Genomic DNA, 16,405 nt, shown 5'->3' with positions numbered 1-16,405 from the left:
GAGGTAACGTTATTCGGCCTATTTTTGCAAAATGTGCAGGGTTTGATGGTGAATAGCGTGTCTGAGTTTCGTTAGATTTGAAAAAGCTGAGAACTTAGCGAAATAAGAATATGAGGTTTCGTTAGAAACGGAAAGGCGGGAATAGGAGATGGAGAAATTGGCTACGGCGGCGGGGATAACGAAGATCGAAGAGAATGGCCTGCATTTGATGTATGAGGTGCGGGAGAATGGCGATGTGCTGCTGCTTCACTTTGGCACGCAACCATGGTTGGAAGAGTCAATTACGGCTAAGCAAAAAGACGGCTTCCGCCTGATGGAGCTCCAACTAACCGGCGAGGACCGTGCGGAATATCATGGCCGTACACACCGGGCTTCGCAGCCGGGGCTGCGGATGGTGTATGACGGATTGACCGATAGCCGTAATGAGTTCGGACGGAAACTGGTGCTGGGGCTCAAGGATCCGGTTACCGGCGTATCCGCCTTGTGGAACGTTCAGTTCTATGACGGCGTAGCGGTTGCGCGCTGCTGGACGGAGCTGGTGAACGAAGGCGAGGAGGAGGTTGGCGTCGAGTACGTATCTTCCTTCGCGCTGACCGGCTTTGATAAAGACGGCGAAGGCGACCGCAATGACAAGGTAACGCTTACCCTTGCGCATAACGCATGGCAAAGCGAGCTGCAATGGCGGACGTATACGCTGCCGGAGCTGGGCATGTCGCATCTGATCGACCGCGGCTCGAAGCGTCTGGCTTTCAGCAACACCGGCTCTTGGTCGGCGGCCGAGCTTATTCCAATGGCTATTATGTCGAACACGGCTTCGGGTGAAAGCCTGTTCTGGCAGATCGAGCATAACGGCTCTTGGCATTGGGAGCTGACCGACCAGGTGGACCGCCTGACGCTGCTGATCAGCGGACCAACCGAGCATGACAATCATTGGTGGCTGAAGCTGGCTCCGGGCGAGACATTCGTATCGGTGCCGGTTGCGATTGGCGCGGTAGAGGGCGGAGTCGAGGAAGCGGCTGAGCAACTGACCGTGTACCGCCGCCGGATTCGCCGCGAGAATGACGATAACAAGCTGCTTCGCGTTATCTTTAATGATTACATGAACTGCCTATGGGGTTCGCCGACTACTGAAAAGCTACTTCCGCTAATTGATGCGGCTGCCGATGTAGGCTGCGAATACTTCTGTATCGATGCGGGCTGGTACGCGCCGGGCGAATGGTGGGATGGCGTAGGCCAGTGGCTGCCGTCGGAAGAACGCTTCCCGGAAGGGATCAAATACGTGCTCGATTATATCCGCGGCAAAGGGATGATTCCTGGCTTGTGGCTAGAGCTTGAGGTTATGGGCATCAACTCGCCGAAGCTGGCGGATACCGACGACAGCTGGTTCTTCATGCGTCACGGGAAGCGGGTGAAGGACCGCAGCCGCTACCAGCTGGATTACCGCAATCCGGCCGTCATCGCCCATGCGGATGAGGTGATTCGCCGCTTGGTCGAGGACTATGGCGTAGGCTACATCAAGATGGACTATAACATCAACGCGGGTGTAGGTACGGAGACGGACGCGGATAGCGTTGGAGATGGTCTGCTCCAGCATAACCGTGCTTACCTGGCATGGCTGGACGGCGTGTTTGCCCGTTATCCGGAGCTTGTGATCGAGAACTGCTCCAGCGGCGGCATGCGGATGGACTATTCGATGCTGAGCCGTTACAGCATTCAATCGACCAGCGACCAGGAAGATTACGTCAAATACGCTTCGATCGCGGCGGGTGCGCCTGCCGTGCTGACACCGGAGCAGGCGGCCGTCTGGTCGTATCCGCTTCGCGAAGGCGACGACGAGGAAGTCATCTTTAACATGGTTAACGCGCTGCTGCTCCGCGTACACCAATCCGGCCACTTGGCCGAGCTGAGCCCGCGCCGCCGCGAGTTAGTTAAGGAAGCGCTGGATTATTACAAAACCATCCGCGGCGACATCTGCGAGGCGCTGCCGGTATGGCCGCTTGGCCTGCCGGCGCATGGCGACGACTGGCTGGCGCTGGGCTTGCGCCGCGGCGACAAGCTTTACCTCGCCGTATGGCGCATCGGCGGCGAGTCGAGCGAGCTTGCTCTGCCGCTGCCGGAGCTCGGCGGAAAGCAGCTTGCCGCGCGCTGCGCTTACCCGGCAGCCGCGGGCGATACCGGCTGCAGCTGGGACGCCGCCGCAGCCGAGCTGCGCGTGACGCTGCCAAGCCCGCGCACCGCACGCTTGTTCGAGCTGACGCTGGGCTAAGCCCCGGCCAGCTGGGGTTAAAGATTAGGCCACGGGCTATTCCCGTGGCCTTTTGCTCGTTCAGTAGCTAGTTAGTGGAAGTACCGCCGTGCGCCTACGTTGCACGAAATGCACCAGATTAGTGCGTATCCACCATGTAGCTAGTTAGTGGAAGTGCCGCCATCCGCATAAGTAGCGCGCTGTGTGCCATAGTAGTACGTGTCCACCAAGCAGCTAGTTAGTGGAAGTACCGCCATCTGCATAAGTAGCACGCTGTGTGCCATAGTAGTGCGTATCCACCATGTAGCTAGTTAGTGGAAGTGCCGCCATCTGCATATGTAGCACGCTGTGTGCCATAGTAGTGCGTGTCCACCAAGTAACTAGTTAGTTTAAGTACAGCTGCCATCCACCTACGTTGCACGAAATGCATCATAAAAGCGCAAGGCAGACCAATAACCCGAGATATCCTGCACGAAATGCAGGATATCGGAGAAAATCAGCCTCAATAAGCACAAATCGGGGCTATATCCTGCATTCTATGCAGGATAACTCACCCAGCTGGCCCTAGATGGGCCAATATGCTGCATTTCGTGCAGCATATCCTAATAGCCCAGCTATTGGGGGTGGGGAGAGGGGAGGTTGAATTGCCGCCACCCGCACTCGCCGCCGTTGTGCATCAGGGTAGTGCATAGCCTCCCAGAAACTAGTTAGTTTAAGTACAGCTGCCATCCACCTACGTTGCATTAAATGCATCATAAAGGCGCATGGCGGTCCAATAACCCGAGATATCCTGCACGAAATGCAGGATATCGGAGAAAATCAGCCTCAATAAGCACAAATCGGGGGCTATATCCTGCATTCTATGCAGGATAACTCGCCCAGCTGACCCTAGATGGGCCAATATGCTGCATTTCGTGCAGCATATCCTAGTCCAGCTATTGAGATGAGGGGAGAGGGAGAGAAGCTGATCTGCCACCATCAGCATCCTGCACGTTGTGCAATTAGCGCATATGAGACAAGTAGCTGGTTACACGTTGTGCACCATTTGGTTAGTCTTCTACCAAGCTAGTTAGCTGTGCAGTTACAGATGCTCAATAGCACGGTCGTTCAGCTCATAATATCGAATCTGGACTCCACGCTCAATGGGCTTTAGCATTCCTTTTGCAGATAGCGACTGAAGTCTTTTACGCGCGGTGCGGAAGCTGATTCGGAAATGATCGGATAAATCCTTGGGACCGACACGTCCTCCCGTGTGAAAAGCTAGCCGAAGAATGTCTCTCTCAACAGATGGGATGAATAGGTTCCCGGCGTTATGCCTGCCTCGAATCATCTGCGTGCCGAGAACATGCTTCAGCAGCATAATGCATATCTCGGGACGGTTCTGCACATCGTCGAAGGAGAAGTGAATCATCTTCCAACCCATCCCTGTGAGGAATGTATCTCGATTTAAGGAGTAGCTGAATTTCTCACGGTCCATATCTTTTACATGGCTTTGGAAGCCGTCGCACTCGATGGCAAACATGCCTTGTGGGGGTAAATAAGCGAAGTCTATGAATTGCGATTTGCGATTCCAATCATAGACCTCATATTCGGGATGCAAATGCTCGAAGCTGCCGAATAGCGGCCACCACACGTTCTGCAGGAACAGCTTCTCGGCGAAGTTATGCCCTCTGGAGAGTCTCCCCTTACGCTCTCCCGTTCTTCCTTCCATATGAGTCTCAATAAACCGCCGATGTGCCTCCTCATAGTCATCGTTAAACGTCATAGCACCAACCAACCTCCCCTAAAAATAAAAAAAGAACGTCCCAATGCTGCCAATAATGGCTTGGGACGTTCTTCGTCTGAGGTTAGTGTAGCATACCTTTTTTGGTAAAAACAGTATTATCCTATGCTTTCAGGATATATACTGCCCGAAATGCAGCATATAGGCCTATTTCGGGCATGGTGGGCGAGTTATCCTGCACAGAATGCAGCATATAGTCCGAATTTACACTTATCGTGGCCATTTTAATTCAATATCCTGCATTCTATGCAGGATATACTGGGTTACTGGGCTGCGATGCGCCTTTATGTTGTATTTCGTGCAACGTAAGTGGAAGGAGGCCGTACTCCATTAACTAGTTACTTGGAGCGTACCCGCCATATATTGCACATCGTGCAACGTAGGCGGATGGTGGCGGTGGCACTAAAACTAACTAGCTACTTGGAGACGGCCGCATGATGGCACATTGTGCAACGCATAAGGATGATGGAGGTACTCACTTTCCCCTAATGGCTGGCATCGTAGGATATACTGCCCGAAATGCAGCATATAGGCCTATTTCGGGCATGCTGGGCGAGTTATCCTGCACAGAATGCAGCATATAGCCCGAATTTACACTTATCGTGGCCGTTTTCATTTAATATCCTGTATTCTATGCAGGATATACCGTGTTACTGGGCTACAATGCGACTTTATGATGCATTTCGTGCAACGTATGCGTATAGCAGCACTAAACGAATGAGCTACTTGGTGGTGACCCGCTTTACGATGTATTTCGTGCAACGGAGTCAGATAGCCGTATGGCCGGCCCGAATAGGTGACCGAAGCTGTCCGTTTTCCCGCCAAATGAAGCGGGTATTGATTAGAACCAGGCAATTATAGCCAACCTAATAAAAAGCAGCAGTGCGACTCCCCTCAAAGAGGGGAATCAACACTGCTGCACGCTAGCACTTATAACGAAGCTTAGTCCAATACTGCCGTAATATGCTCTTTCGTGATGGACCAGTGGGACGCGGACCATACTTTCGCTTTTTTCTCGAGGAAGATGATTTGCGGCGATTCGTGCTTCACCGATGTGTCTTCCGCGATTTGGAGCGATACGGGGCGGGACTCGATCACTTTAACAAGTACATAATCAGCATCTTCGCGCGGGCTGCCGTTCAAATATTCATTGAACTCGCGGTACGCATTCGCGCTTACCGGGCAAGTTGTGCTGTGTTTGAAAATAACGGTTGGACGGTCGCTCGAAGCCTCGAACGTCTCGTTCCAGCCTTCCATAGAATCAATCTCACGGTACTGTACCATAGGATTATACACTCCTTTTTATTGTAAATAGGTTTTTGATAGATACTTATTTCTGTATTATACCCCCGGATAAGCAAAAAGTCATGCGCGTACACGCAACCATCATGTATAATCAAATGCTGAAAGCAATCGTTAGGAACCTAAACCATTAACTATGTTTACCTCCGGGTATGAAGGAGTGCAGCTATCATGTCGGATCAAACGATCATCCGATTCGAGCAAGTTACGAAGCAATACGACGATCAGACGACCGTCTTAAGCGAAGTCAGCTTCGAGATTGAAAGAGGCAAGTTCTATACGCTGCTTGGCCCGTCGGGCTGCGGCAAAACAACGATCCTTCGGCTGATCGCCGGGTTCATCGAACCGTCCAAGGGTCAGATTTACTTCAACGGCACGGTTATTAACCGGATCCCGCCGAACGAGCGCCAAGTGAACACCGTATTCCAGGACTACGCGTTGTTCCCTCATCTTAATGTGTTCGAAAATGTCGCCTTTGGCCTTCGCATCAAGAAGCTGAAGAACGCGGCGATCACGGCCAAGGTAAAAGAAGCGCTCCGCTTCGTCAACCTGGAAGGCTACGAGACGCGCAATATCAGCGAAATGTCCGGCGGCCAGCGCCAGCGCGTCGCGATTGCCCGCGCGATCGTGAACGAGCCGGAGGTTATCCTGCTGGACGAGCCTCTCTCCGCGCTGGACCTGAAGCTCCGCACCGAGATGCAATACGAGCTTCGCGAGCTGCAGCGGCGTCTGGGCATTACGTTTATATTCGTTACGCATGACCAGGAAGAAGCGCTTGCGATGTCCGACGAGATTTTTGTCCTGAACCAGGGCAAAATCGAGCAATCCGGCACGCCGAACGATATTTACGATGAGCCGATTAACCGGTTTGTGGCTGATTTTATCGGGGAATCGAACATTGTAGCCGGCCGCATGAAGCAGGACTTCGAAGTCGAGTTCGCGGGCCGTACGTTCGAATGCGTCGACCAAGGTCTGAATCCGAACGAGCCTGTGGAGATCGTCATCCGTCCGGAGGACCTCGAAATTACGACAACCGAGCAAGGCAAGCTGCAGGTGCGCGTCGACTCCCAGCTGTTCCGCGGCGTTCACTACGAGATCTCCTGCTACGATGAAGCGGGTAACGAATGGCTTGTCCACTCTACGAAAAAAGCAGCCGTAGGCGAGCAAATCGGCCTGTACTTTGATCCGGAAGCGATTCACGTCATGCGCTTCGGCGAGACGGAGGAAGAATTCGATAAGCGTCTGGACGCGTACAGCGAGGGTCAAGATGAGAACTAATACGCGTAATTTCTATCTCATTCCGTATCTCCTGTGGATCGCGCTATTCGTTATTACGCCAATCGTGCTGGTCGTCTACTATTCCTTCTTCGACGTAGAGGGGAACTTCACGTTCGGCAATTACGAGAAGTTTTTCACGCCGGTCTATATGAAGATGACGCTCAGCTCGTTCTGGTACGCTTTTCTGATTACCGCGTTCTCGCTATTGGTTGCCTATCCGGCTGCTTACTTGCTGACGCGAACCAAGCATAAGCAGCTATGGCTGCTGCTCATTATCCTGCCAAGCTGGATTAACCTGCTGCTCAAGGCTTATGCTTTCCTTGGCCTCTTCGGCACATACGGCGCGGTTAACGGCTTGCTCAAATTTATTGGCATCGGTACGCAGCAAATTTTGTTTACCGATTTCAGCTTTATCTTTGTATCGGTCTATATTTTTATCCCGTTTATGATCCTGCCGATCTTCAATTCGCTGGAGGAGATGAATCCTTCGCTGGTGTTCGCGGCACGGGATCTTGGGGCATCGCCTTGGACGGCGTTCCGCCGGGTAATCTTCCCGCTGACGCTGAATGGCGTGAAGTCCGGCTGCCAGGCGGTCTTTATCCCCGCGCTGTCGCTCTTTATGATTACGCGGCTTATCGCGGGCAACCGGGTAATTACGCTCGGTACGGCGATTGAGCAGCATTTTCTGGTCACTCAGGACTGGGGCATGGGCGCTACGATCGCGGTGTTCCTCATTATCGCGATGGCGATTATTATGCTGTTAACGGGCAGCAGAAAGAGAGGGCTGCAGAATGAAAACCGCAAAGCTGTCTAATGTGTATCTGATCGCCGTATTTATCATCCTGTACGCACCGATCTTCTTTCTGATTTTCTATTCGTTCAACAGCGGCGGAGCGATGCGCAACTTCGAAGGCTTTACGCTAGAGTGGTACCAGGAAGTCTTCGCGGATACGCGGCTGCTCATTATCGTACTGAACACGTTTGTGATCGCGCTGCTGTCGTCGGCCATCTCGGTTATTTTCGGCATTGCAGGCGCGCTTGCCATTCACTATGTAAGAAGGCGCCAGCCGAAGAACGCGCTGCTGTCGCTCAACAACGTGCTGATCGTCAGCCCGGATGTCATCATCGGCGCTTCGTTCTTAATCATGTTTACCATTATCGGCATTAAGCTTGGCTTCGTGTCCGTGCTGCTGTCGCATATCGCCTTCAGCGTGCCGATTGTCGTTATTATGATCCTGCCGAGGCTGCAGGAAATGAGCTCCACGCTGATTGACGCGGCCCGCGACCTTGGGGCAAGCAGCTGGCATGTGCTGACGCGCGTTATTATTCCGTTTATCAAGCCGGGCATCTTTGCCGGATTTTTTATGGCGTTAACGTATTCGCTGGACGACTTCGCGGTGACCTTCTTCGTAACGGGCAACGGCTTCTCCACCTTGTCGGTTGAGATCTACTCGCGGGCCCGCCAAGGGATTGCGCTCTCCATCAATGCGTTGTCCACTCTGATCTTCCTGTTCACCATTCTGCTGGTTATCGGCTACTACTTCATCAATCAGCGGAATAGCCGGACTTCGGCGCGATCGGAGGGACGGGGATGAAATCTTTAGTTCAGACGTTTATCGCCGTACTGGTCGTTTCCTTCGGGCTGATGTACCTGACCTCCTACCTCAATTCGAGCGCGGGCTACACGGGCAAGGATACGCTGACGATCTACAACTGGGGCGATTACATCGATCCGGAGCTGCTGGAAGAATTCCAGAAGGAGACGGGCATCAAGGTCATTTACCAGACGTTTGATTCGAACGAAGCGATGATGACCAAGATCGAGCAGGGAGGCACGACCTTCGACGTCAGTATCCCTTCGGAATATGCTATTGACAAGATGAAGGAGGAAAATCTTCTCATCCCGCTCGACAAGAGCAAGCTGCCGAATCTGAAGTACATCGATCCCAGCTTCCTTAACCTGAGCTTTGATCCGGATAACAAGTACTCGATTCCTTACTTCTGGGGAACGGTTGGGATTGTCTATAATCCCGATCTGACCGACCTCAAGTTCCATAGCTGGAATGACCTGTGGGATCCAAGCCTGAAAAACCAGATCCTGCTGCTCGACGGTGCTCGCGAGGTTATCGGGATGGGGCTGAACAGCCTTCATTACTCGCTGAACGATACGAATGAAGAGCATCTGCAGGCGGCGAAGGCGAAGCTTAGCACGCTCACTCCGAACGTGAAGGCGATCGTGGGCGACGAGATCAAGCTGTTGCTCGCGAACGAAGAGGCGGCGGTAGGACTTGTATGGTCCGGCGACGCGTCGGAGATCATGAGCGAGAACGAGAAGCTCGACTACGTCGTGCCGGAGGAAGGCTCGAACCTGTGGTTCGATAACATGGTCATTCCGAAGACGGCGAAGAACATCGAAGGAGCGCACAAGTTCATCAACTTCATGCTCGATCCGGAGCATGCGGCGCAGAATGCCGAGTATGTCGGCTACTCCACGCCAAATGCCAAAGCGCTTGAATATTTGCCGGAGGAAATCTCGGGCGACAAGCGCTTCTACCCAGGCAAAGAGCTGACGGAAAAGCTTGAAGTCTACAAGAATCTCGGCAAAAAAATGCTCGTGCACTATAACGAATTATTTCTAGAATTTAAGATGCATCGAAAGTAAAGTTTTACATTTATTGTCATAACCGTGTTATCGGCCGACGAGAGTCTCTTATTTGTGACAGAATAGGACCTCTGCCGGCAGATGGCACGGTTTTTATTTTGTCGAATGGGAGAAGGAAATTTAATTTCCAGCATTAAATATCGACTGAAAACGCTACCATATTGGGAAAATATCCCGTAAAACTAGGTCGATATGATCATTTTTTGTCGAATACTAGGAAATATTGCGAAAGTGCTGATTCCCCAGTTCTATTCTGCTATAATGGGCATCAAGTATTTTCCTAGGTACATTTTAACAATAGGCAACAGATAGGCACAGATTTCCCAAGGATCCCTATGGCGGAATGGACCATTACTGGAATCCGATTAACAGAAATGGATAACGAATTGGCAATTAACTAGAGGGCCTGGCGCTCGCACTAGTCGCTTTGTCACGTTATTAGTGTCTGTAAATACCAACATTTGGTATAGGTAGTAACAAGTTACATACTGTCACACTATTAAACTACGAGGTGAATGTAAGAAATGACGATCAAAAAGAAGATTATCGTATCCACAATCGCAGCAAGCATGGCGGCAACCGCATTCGCGGGAATTCCGCTCAGCAGCAAGGGATTGGCAGAAAAGCTGGGGTTTAATAATACGGCTTACGCAGCAGCGGCATTCCCAAGCACGGGAATCGTAGATTATGCGAACAAACTTCGCGCGGCGCTTGTAGCAACCGGTGGCCTGGATGAAGTGCAAGCTCTGCGCACGGCAATTCAAGCACTGAGCACGAACGATCTGAAATCTATTGCAAGCCCGATTACTGGCAGAGTAACAACGAAGCTTGGCGCGTCTTTCGATGAGAATGACAAGCAAGCGGTTGCTGATCTCGTTCTCGATGTAATCTCGATTACATACGATCCGAACCTGACTGAACTGGAAAGAATCCGCAATACGGATGAATACCGTGCGGTTCTGGCTGAACTGGCTGTAGGCGCTGGCTTCACTCCACAGCAAGTAGATGACGTGACCGTTGACGAAGTGGCCCAATATTTCTTCACACTGCAAGAAAAATTAGCCGGAATTCTGAAAAACCTGCCTACTGAACAGCTTATTGCGGCGCTGACTGATCCTGTTAAGAGAGATGCTCTCATCCAACAAGCTCTCGAAGCCTTGTCCGCTGAGAAGCTGGTTGTTCAAGATATCTTTGATGCTTACGGCATTACGACGGCCGACCTGAAAAGCGTTGTAGCAAACGCTCAAGGAAAAGTAGACAGCACAGTGGTTCTTAAAGCAGCTACAGCTCTCTATGGCGCTTACCTGAAAATGAACGAAACGACTTCCCCTGGCGGTGGCGGCGTTATCGGCGGCGGAGATACAGGTACGGTTGAGATTCCGAAAGCTGTTACGGATCTCATCGACGACATCAAGAAAAAGCTTGCAAATGCAACGGACGCTGAGAAAGCGGCAATCCTTGCAGAAGCGGTTCAAAAAGCAACTGCGCTCGTAACGAAGCTGTCGACATTTGATCTGTCCAGCGACGTGAAAGTATCGAACGGTCAAGCTTCCGTGCAAGTGAGCAGCTCGTCTGTATTGTCCGCTATCGCGGGTATCGGCGAGATCCTGAAGAACGTGAAAGCACTGGCTCCAGGCGTTACGGTTCCGGCACCTGTTCTGAACCTTAACCTGGGCAATGTTGCGCAAGACAACGTGAAGATTGGCCTCGACAATGCGGTTATCCAAGAAGCAATCAAAGCAGGTCTTGGCGGCATCAACCTGACGGTTAACGGCCTTAGCGCAGTTCTTCCGGTTGGCGGACAGTTCAACGGTGCTATTGACTTCAACATCAACAAATCGAAAGCCGATTCCTCGACAACGGGCGAACTGAAAGCAGCTTCCGATGTATACAGCTTTGGTCTGACGATTGGCGGCCAATCGGTTACTTCGTTCGCGCAGCCAGTTACGGTTGCTATTCCGCTTGGTAACGTGGATGGCGTGGACAAAGAGCTTCTGTCCCTCGCGAAGATCGTTGACGGCAAGCTTGTGTTCCAAGGCGGTACGGTTCAAGGCAACCTGATTGTTGAACATCGCGATACGTTCTCCCAATACGTAGTTGTTGAGAACAAAGTAAGCTTCACGGACATCGCGTCCGTTCAATCGTGGGCTGGCCGTGCGATTGAAGTAATCGCGGCGAAAGGCGCAATCGAAGGCAAGAAAGCCGGCGTATTTGCTCCAAAAGATAACGTAACTCGTGCAGAGTTCGCGAAAATGCTGACTCGCGCTCTTGATATTGATAACAGCTCTGCAAAAGAAGATTTTGCGGACGTGAAGGATACGGACTGGTCCGCACCTTACATCGGTGCAGCGGCTAAGCTTGGCATTATCCAAGGCCGTTCGGCTACGAAGTTCGACCCTAACGCGCAAATCACTCGTGCAGAGATGGCAACGATGATTGCTCGCGCACTAAAAGTAACGAAAGGTGCTCAAGACGTAACTGACGTGACTGCAGCACTGGCAGGATTCAAGGATGCTAGCTCGATTAGCGCTTCCCTGAAAGCTGGCGTAGCGTTCGCTTCCAAGAATGGCATCGTAATTGGCAACAATGGCAAGTTCTCGCCGAATGCATCGGCTACACGCGCTGAAGCAGCGGTTATGATCTACCGCGCAGTGAACTTCAAGTAATTAATAGGACTAAAGACCTTCCTCTCAGATGCAGCAGTTGGGAGGAAGGTATTTTTTCGCTAAATAATAGAAAAAGTTGGTTTCTTTACAAAATTTGTCTACAAAGATTAGGACTAACGTATTACAATCATCATAGGCAACTAGGCAATCAGGAGGAGGCTAATAGTGTCCGAGGAACTAGACTTAAGAGAGTACTTCCTTATCGTAAGGAAGAGATTGTTGCTTATCGTTATTTTTGTGCTGGTATGTACCGTTGCAGCTGGTGCGTACACCAAGATGTTCAAGGATCCCATCTATGAGGCATCAACCAAGATCGTCGTGAACCGCACGAATGAGTCACTGGCTGTGGGAGCACTGGATATCAACGCCATTAACTCCAACATCAAGATGATCGAAACCTATAAAGAAGTCATTAAGACTCCGGCTATTCTTGGAAAGGTCGCTGAGAAGTATCCGCAGCTGGGCTTATCCGCGAAGGAACTGGCCAAGAAGATCAAGGTCAGCTCTGTAAATGACACACAGGTTATGACACTGGCCGTACAGGACATCTCCTATCGCCAGGCCGCTGAGATCGTTAATGCTATATCAATTGTTTTTCAACAGGAAATACCTAATATCTTTCAGGTTCAGAACGTATCCATCCTGAACGAAGCGCTGCTGGATGACCAGCCTGCACCGGTATCGCCTAATGTCACGCTGAATATTATCATCGCATTTATTGTGTCCCTTATGATTGCGGTTGGTATTGCTTTCCTGCTCGAATATATGGACGACACCATTAAGACGGAGGCGGATGTCGAGCGTTACCTAGGTCAGCCGACTCTGGCCATGGTTGCAAGGGTTGAAGCAAGCGAATTCCAGACGGGATCTTCGCGGGCAGAGAACAGACAGAAGGCAGGAGGACTGGAGAATGTCACCATCGGAGAATAAACGCCGCCTGATTAGCGTCGCCAATCCGCGTTCCCCGGTATCGGAAACGTACCGTACGCTTCGGACGAATATCGAATTCGCTGCCATCGACTCTGCTATTCAGGTCATTATGGTATCCTCCGCAGGACCGGGTGAAGGGAAGTCAACCACCATTGCCAATCTGGCCGTAACGTTCAGCCAATCCGACCGCAAGGTTGTTCTGATTGATGCCGATATGCGGAAGCCAACGGCACATAAGACGTTCCAGATTTCCAACCGGTTCGGCTTGTCGTCAGTCATCTCCCAACAAAGCACCCTGCAAGAGGTTATTCAATCGACGGACGTTCCGAATCTGGACGTCATTACGGCTGGCCCGATTCCTCCGAATCCGGCGGAGATGCTGGCGTCGAAGCGGATGACGGCACTGCTGGATGAGCTCCGTACGATGTACGATATCGTCCTGGTGGATACACCGCCACTCTTAGCTGTAACGGATGCGCAGATTGTCGCTACGAAGAGCGACGGGGTTGTTCTTGTTGTCGATCAGGGCCGGGTGAAGCGCCAGTTCGCTCAGAAGGCGATTCAGAATCTGCAGAACGTGAATGCCCGCATTCTTGGCGTTGTGCTGAATAACGTGAAGCGCCGGTCGAATGAAGAGGCTTACTACTATTATTATAGTGCTGACGTGAAGTAGGGAGAGCGGCTACAACAACCGCTCAAGGTTAAGTCTGCTGCACCTTTATCACTGCAGGCACTCGGTCACGCTGTGGGTTTGGTAGCTAACCTTAGGCATTATTGCCAATGGTGTGATGTGAGGAGGGGTTAAATGCCCCTATTTTCAAATAACTAAATGTTCGAGCTATGTTTTTCTGCCGAAGAAAGACATAGCTCGTATATTTATACCCACCTTTTATCCAATATCCACCACATACATAGACAAAATAGAGAGAGAAAAGAAAGAAAAGAGAGGGAACAAAACATGACGAAAGTGAAAAAGGCCATTATCCCGGCCGCTGGCCTTGGAACCCGGTTCCTGCCGGCGACCAAAGCCATGCCGAAGGAAATGCTCCCGATTGTAGACAAGCCCACGATTCAATATATCGTGGAAGAAGCTGTTGCCTCGGGAATCGAGGACATTATTATTGTGACCGGCAAGGGCAAGCGTGCGATCGAAGACCACTTCGACAGCGCCTTTGAACTTGAACACAATCTGATGGAGAAAGGCAAGCTGACGCTGCTGGATGAAGTACAGAAATCTTCAAGAGTAGATATCCACTATATCCGCCAGAAGGAAGCAAAGGGCCTTGGGCATGCCGTATGGTGTGCGCGTAATTTTATTGGTGATGAGCCGTTTGCCGTACTTCTTGGAGATGACATTGTTGACTCGGCGGTTCCTTGCACGAGGCAGCTGATGGACCAGTTCGATCAGACTGGGCGGTCGGTTATCGGCGTGAAGCCGGTTCCGATGAATGAAACGGAGCGTTATGGCATTGTAGAATACAGCGAGAAGAACGGGCTGTTAAGTCTGGTTGACCGTTTTATTGAGAAGCCAGCACCGGGAACTACCCAGTCGAATCTTGCTATTATGGGTCGTTATGTACTTACTCCGGATATCTTCAAGTTTCTCTCCAAGCAAGAGAAGGGTGCCGGCGGCGAAATCCAATTGACGGATGCCATTCAGAAGCTGAATGAGTCGCAGGGCGTATATGCTTATGAGTTTGAAGGCAGACGCTTCGATGTAGGCGAGAAGTTAGGTTTTATTACAACAACGCTAGATTATGCACTGCGGAATGAATCGCTTAAGGGACCTCTGCTGGAAGCTATGAAGGAAATTTTAGAGCGGGAGCTTATCCATAAATTCAAGTAAATAGGGGGAGACAACAACATGGCGTTATCGCCTCTTCGGAAAGAATCCGAGATGACCATAGACAGCCATTTATCCATTGCTCAACGTGTTCAAGCCAAAACAAGAAGTACGAAACGCACTTATCTGATGATTAAGCGCATGATGGATCTGGTTGGCGCGGCATGCGGGATCCTGTTTTTATCCCCGTTGCTGCTGGTAATTACCCTGCTGATTAAGCTGGAGAATCCGAAAGCACCGGTTTTTTTCTATCAGACACGGGTGGGCATTAATGAAAAGAAATTCCGAATGTACAAATTCCGGTCCATGGTCCCGAATGCAGAGGACTTATTGAAGGACCTCTTACATAAGAATGAGATAGAAGGTGCCATGTTCAAGATGAAACATGACCCGAGGATTACAACTGTTGGAAGATTTATACGCAGGACCAGTATTGACGAGCTTCCTCAATTGTGGAATGTTGTTCGCGGCGATATGTCGCTTGTTGGTCCGCGCCCACCTCTCCCAAGGGAGGTTGCTGAATATAGCAGCTATGATAAACTCCGCCTTCGCGTGAAGCCAGGCTGTACCGGACTGTGGCAGGTAAGCGGCCGGAACGAACTGAGCTTTAAAGAAATGGTAGATCTGGATCTTGAGTATATAGAGAAACGAAATGTGTTATTTGATCTGCAGATTATCGCGAAGACCGCTAAGGCGATGGTTGGATCGGATGACGCATACTAGGAGAAGGAGTGGATAGAGAGTGGAACTCAATTCGAAAATTTTTGTAGCAGGACACAGAGGACTAGTAGGCTCGGCTATTCTAAGAGCTCTTGAAGAAAAGGGTTATACCAATCTGGTCTATCGCACCCGTGCTGAACTCGATCTGCTCGACAGAGATCGGGTTCTCTCTTTCTTCGAGGAGGAAGGTATTGATTATGTATTCCTGGCAGCAGCCAAGGTTGGCGGCATAGTCGCTAACAATGAGTATCCGGCAGATTTCATCCGCGACAATATTATGATTCAGACGAATGTCATCGATGCCGCATACCGCAACCAGGTGAAGAAGCTGCTATTCCTGGGCTCAACTTGCATCTATCCGAAGTTCGCGCCTCAGCCGATGAAGGAAGAATACCTGCTGACTGGCGTACTTGAGCCTACGAATGAGCCTTACGCCATCGCGAAGATCGCTGGCATTACCATGTGCCAATCCTATAACCGTCAATACGGAACGAAATACATCTCGGTTATGCCAACCAATATGTATGGACCTAACGATAACTTTGATCTTAAGACCTCGCATGTGCTTCCTGCGCTTATTCGCAAATTCCATGAAGCGAAGGTGAATCAATCTCCAGAGGTTGAAGTATGGGGAACGGGAACCCCTCGCAGAGAATTCCTCCACTCCGATGATCTGGCCGATGCTTGTCTCTTCTTGATGAATACCTACGAAGAGAACGAGATCGTGAATATCGGCGTTGGTGAAGATATCAGCATTAAGGAACTGGCTTATTTGATAAAAGACGTAGTGGGCTACGAGGGCGAAGTTGTATTTAATACTTCTGCTCCGGATGGTACTCCACGTAAGCTTGTAGACGTCACGAAGATTAACGGACTGGGCTGGAAAGCAACGATTCCTCTTGAAGAGGGAATTAGAGCCGTTTACGAAACCTTTCAGAATGAATATCTGGTACGGCAATAAGATTACAAAGAGAGA

Annotated in this window: 13 protein-coding genes; 11 read left to right on the top strand and 2 right to left on the bottom strand. The window is 50.8% G+C overall.

Annotation, left to right across the window (positions count from 1 at the left end; genetic code table 11):
- The first annotated feature begins 148 nt into the window (after positions 1 to 148).
- Complete coding sequence (locus PGL01S_RS26815) at positions 149 to 2,266, top strand: glycoside hydrolase family 36 protein (protein WP_127498131.1); 2,118 nt, start codon at positions 149 to 151, stop codon at positions 2,264 to 2,266.
- A gap of 1,060 nt (positions 2,267 to 3,326) precedes the next feature.
- Here PGL01S_RS26815 and PGL01S_RS26810 read toward each other — a convergent pair.
- The gene (locus PGL01S_RS26810) at positions 3,327 to 4,010 is read right to left on the bottom strand and encodes a PDDEXK family nuclease (RefSeq protein WP_127498129.1); all 684 of its coding nucleotides are present in this window, start codon (positions 4,008 to 4,010) and stop codon (positions 3,327 to 3,329) included.
- 960 nt (positions 4,011 to 4,970) lie between these two features.
- A complete protein-coding gene (gene ytxJ, locus PGL01S_RS26805; RefSeq protein ID WP_127498127.1) occupies positions 4,971 to 5,312 on the bottom strand; it encodes a bacillithiol system redox-active protein YtxJ in 342 nt (113 codons plus the stop codon).
- Positions 5,313 to 5,501: 189 nt separating this feature from the next.
- Between ytxJ and PGL01S_RS26800 the strand changes: the two genes are divergently transcribed.
- From PGL01S_RS26800 to fcl, 10 genes are all read left to right on the top strand, one after another.
- Positions 5,502 to 6,608 (top strand): ABC transporter ATP-binding protein, encoded by a 1,107-nt coding sequence (locus PGL01S_RS26800; RefSeq protein ID WP_127498125.1) that lies wholly within the window; start codon positions 5,502 to 5,504, stop codon positions 6,606 to 6,608.
- Positions 6,598 to 7,422, top strand: a complete 825-nt coding sequence (locus tag PGL01S_RS26795; RefSeq protein WP_127498123.1) for an ABC transporter permease — start codon at positions 6,598 to 6,600, stop codon at positions 7,420 to 7,422. The genes PGL01S_RS26800 and PGL01S_RS26795 overlap by 11 nt, the downstream gene beginning before the upstream one ends.
- A complete protein-coding gene (locus PGL01S_RS26790) occupies positions 7,400 to 8,203 on the top strand; it encodes an ABC transporter permease (RefSeq protein ID WP_127498121.1) in 804 nt (267 codons plus the stop codon). The genes PGL01S_RS26795 and PGL01S_RS26790 overlap by 23 nt, the downstream gene beginning before the upstream one ends.
- Positions 8,200 to 9,270, top strand: coding sequence for an ABC transporter substrate-binding protein (locus tag PGL01S_RS26785; protein ID WP_127498119.1), 1,071 nt, complete (start codon positions 8,200 to 8,202; stop codon positions 9,268 to 9,270). The genes PGL01S_RS26790 and PGL01S_RS26785 overlap by 4 nt, the downstream gene beginning before the upstream one ends.
- Before the next feature lie 524 nt (positions 9,271 to 9,794).
- A complete protein-coding gene (locus tag PGL01S_RS26780) occupies positions 9,795 to 11,936 on the top strand; it encodes an S-layer homology domain-containing protein (protein ID WP_127498117.1) in 2,142 nt (713 codons plus the stop codon).
- A 165-nt stretch (positions 11,937 to 12,101) separates the two neighbouring features.
- The gene (locus PGL01S_RS26775; protein ID WP_127498115.1) at positions 12,102 to 12,866 is read left to right on the top strand and encodes a YveK family protein; all 765 of its coding nucleotides are present in this window, start codon (positions 12,102 to 12,104) and stop codon (positions 12,864 to 12,866) included.
- The gene (locus tag PGL01S_RS26770) at positions 12,847 to 13,539 is read left to right on the top strand and encodes a CpsD/CapB family tyrosine-protein kinase (RefSeq protein WP_127498113.1); all 693 of its coding nucleotides are present in this window, start codon (positions 12,847 to 12,849) and stop codon (positions 13,537 to 13,539) included. The genes PGL01S_RS26775 and PGL01S_RS26770 overlap by 20 nt, the downstream gene beginning before the upstream one ends.
- 285 nt (positions 13,540 to 13,824) lie before the next feature.
- Positions 13,825 to 14,712, top strand: coding sequence for a UTP--glucose-1-phosphate uridylyltransferase GalU (galU, locus tag PGL01S_RS26765; RefSeq protein ID WP_127498111.1), 888 nt, complete (start codon positions 13,825 to 13,827; stop codon positions 14,710 to 14,712).
- An 18-nt stretch (positions 14,713 to 14,730) separates the two neighbouring features.
- Positions 14,731 to 15,432, top strand: a complete 702-nt coding sequence (locus PGL01S_RS26760) for a sugar transferase (RefSeq protein WP_127498109.1) — start codon at positions 14,731 to 14,733, stop codon at positions 15,430 to 15,432.
- A 19-nt stretch (positions 15,433 to 15,451) separates the two neighbouring features.
- Positions 15,452 to 16,390, top strand: coding sequence for a GDP-L-fucose synthase (gene fcl, locus PGL01S_RS26755; RefSeq protein ID WP_127498107.1), 939 nt, complete (start codon positions 15,452 to 15,454; stop codon positions 16,388 to 16,390).
- The last annotated feature ends 15 nt before the right edge of the window (positions 16,391 to 16,405 follow it).

Source organism: Paenibacillus glycanilyticus NBRC 16618, from assembly GCF_004000805.1.
Classification (GTDB): domain Bacteria; phylum Bacillota; class Bacilli; order Paenibacillales; family Paenibacillaceae; genus Pristimantibacillus; species Pristimantibacillus glycanilyticus.
Note: the sequence above shows the minus strand (reverse complement) of the source record. Positions and strands in the feature narration are given on the sequence as shown.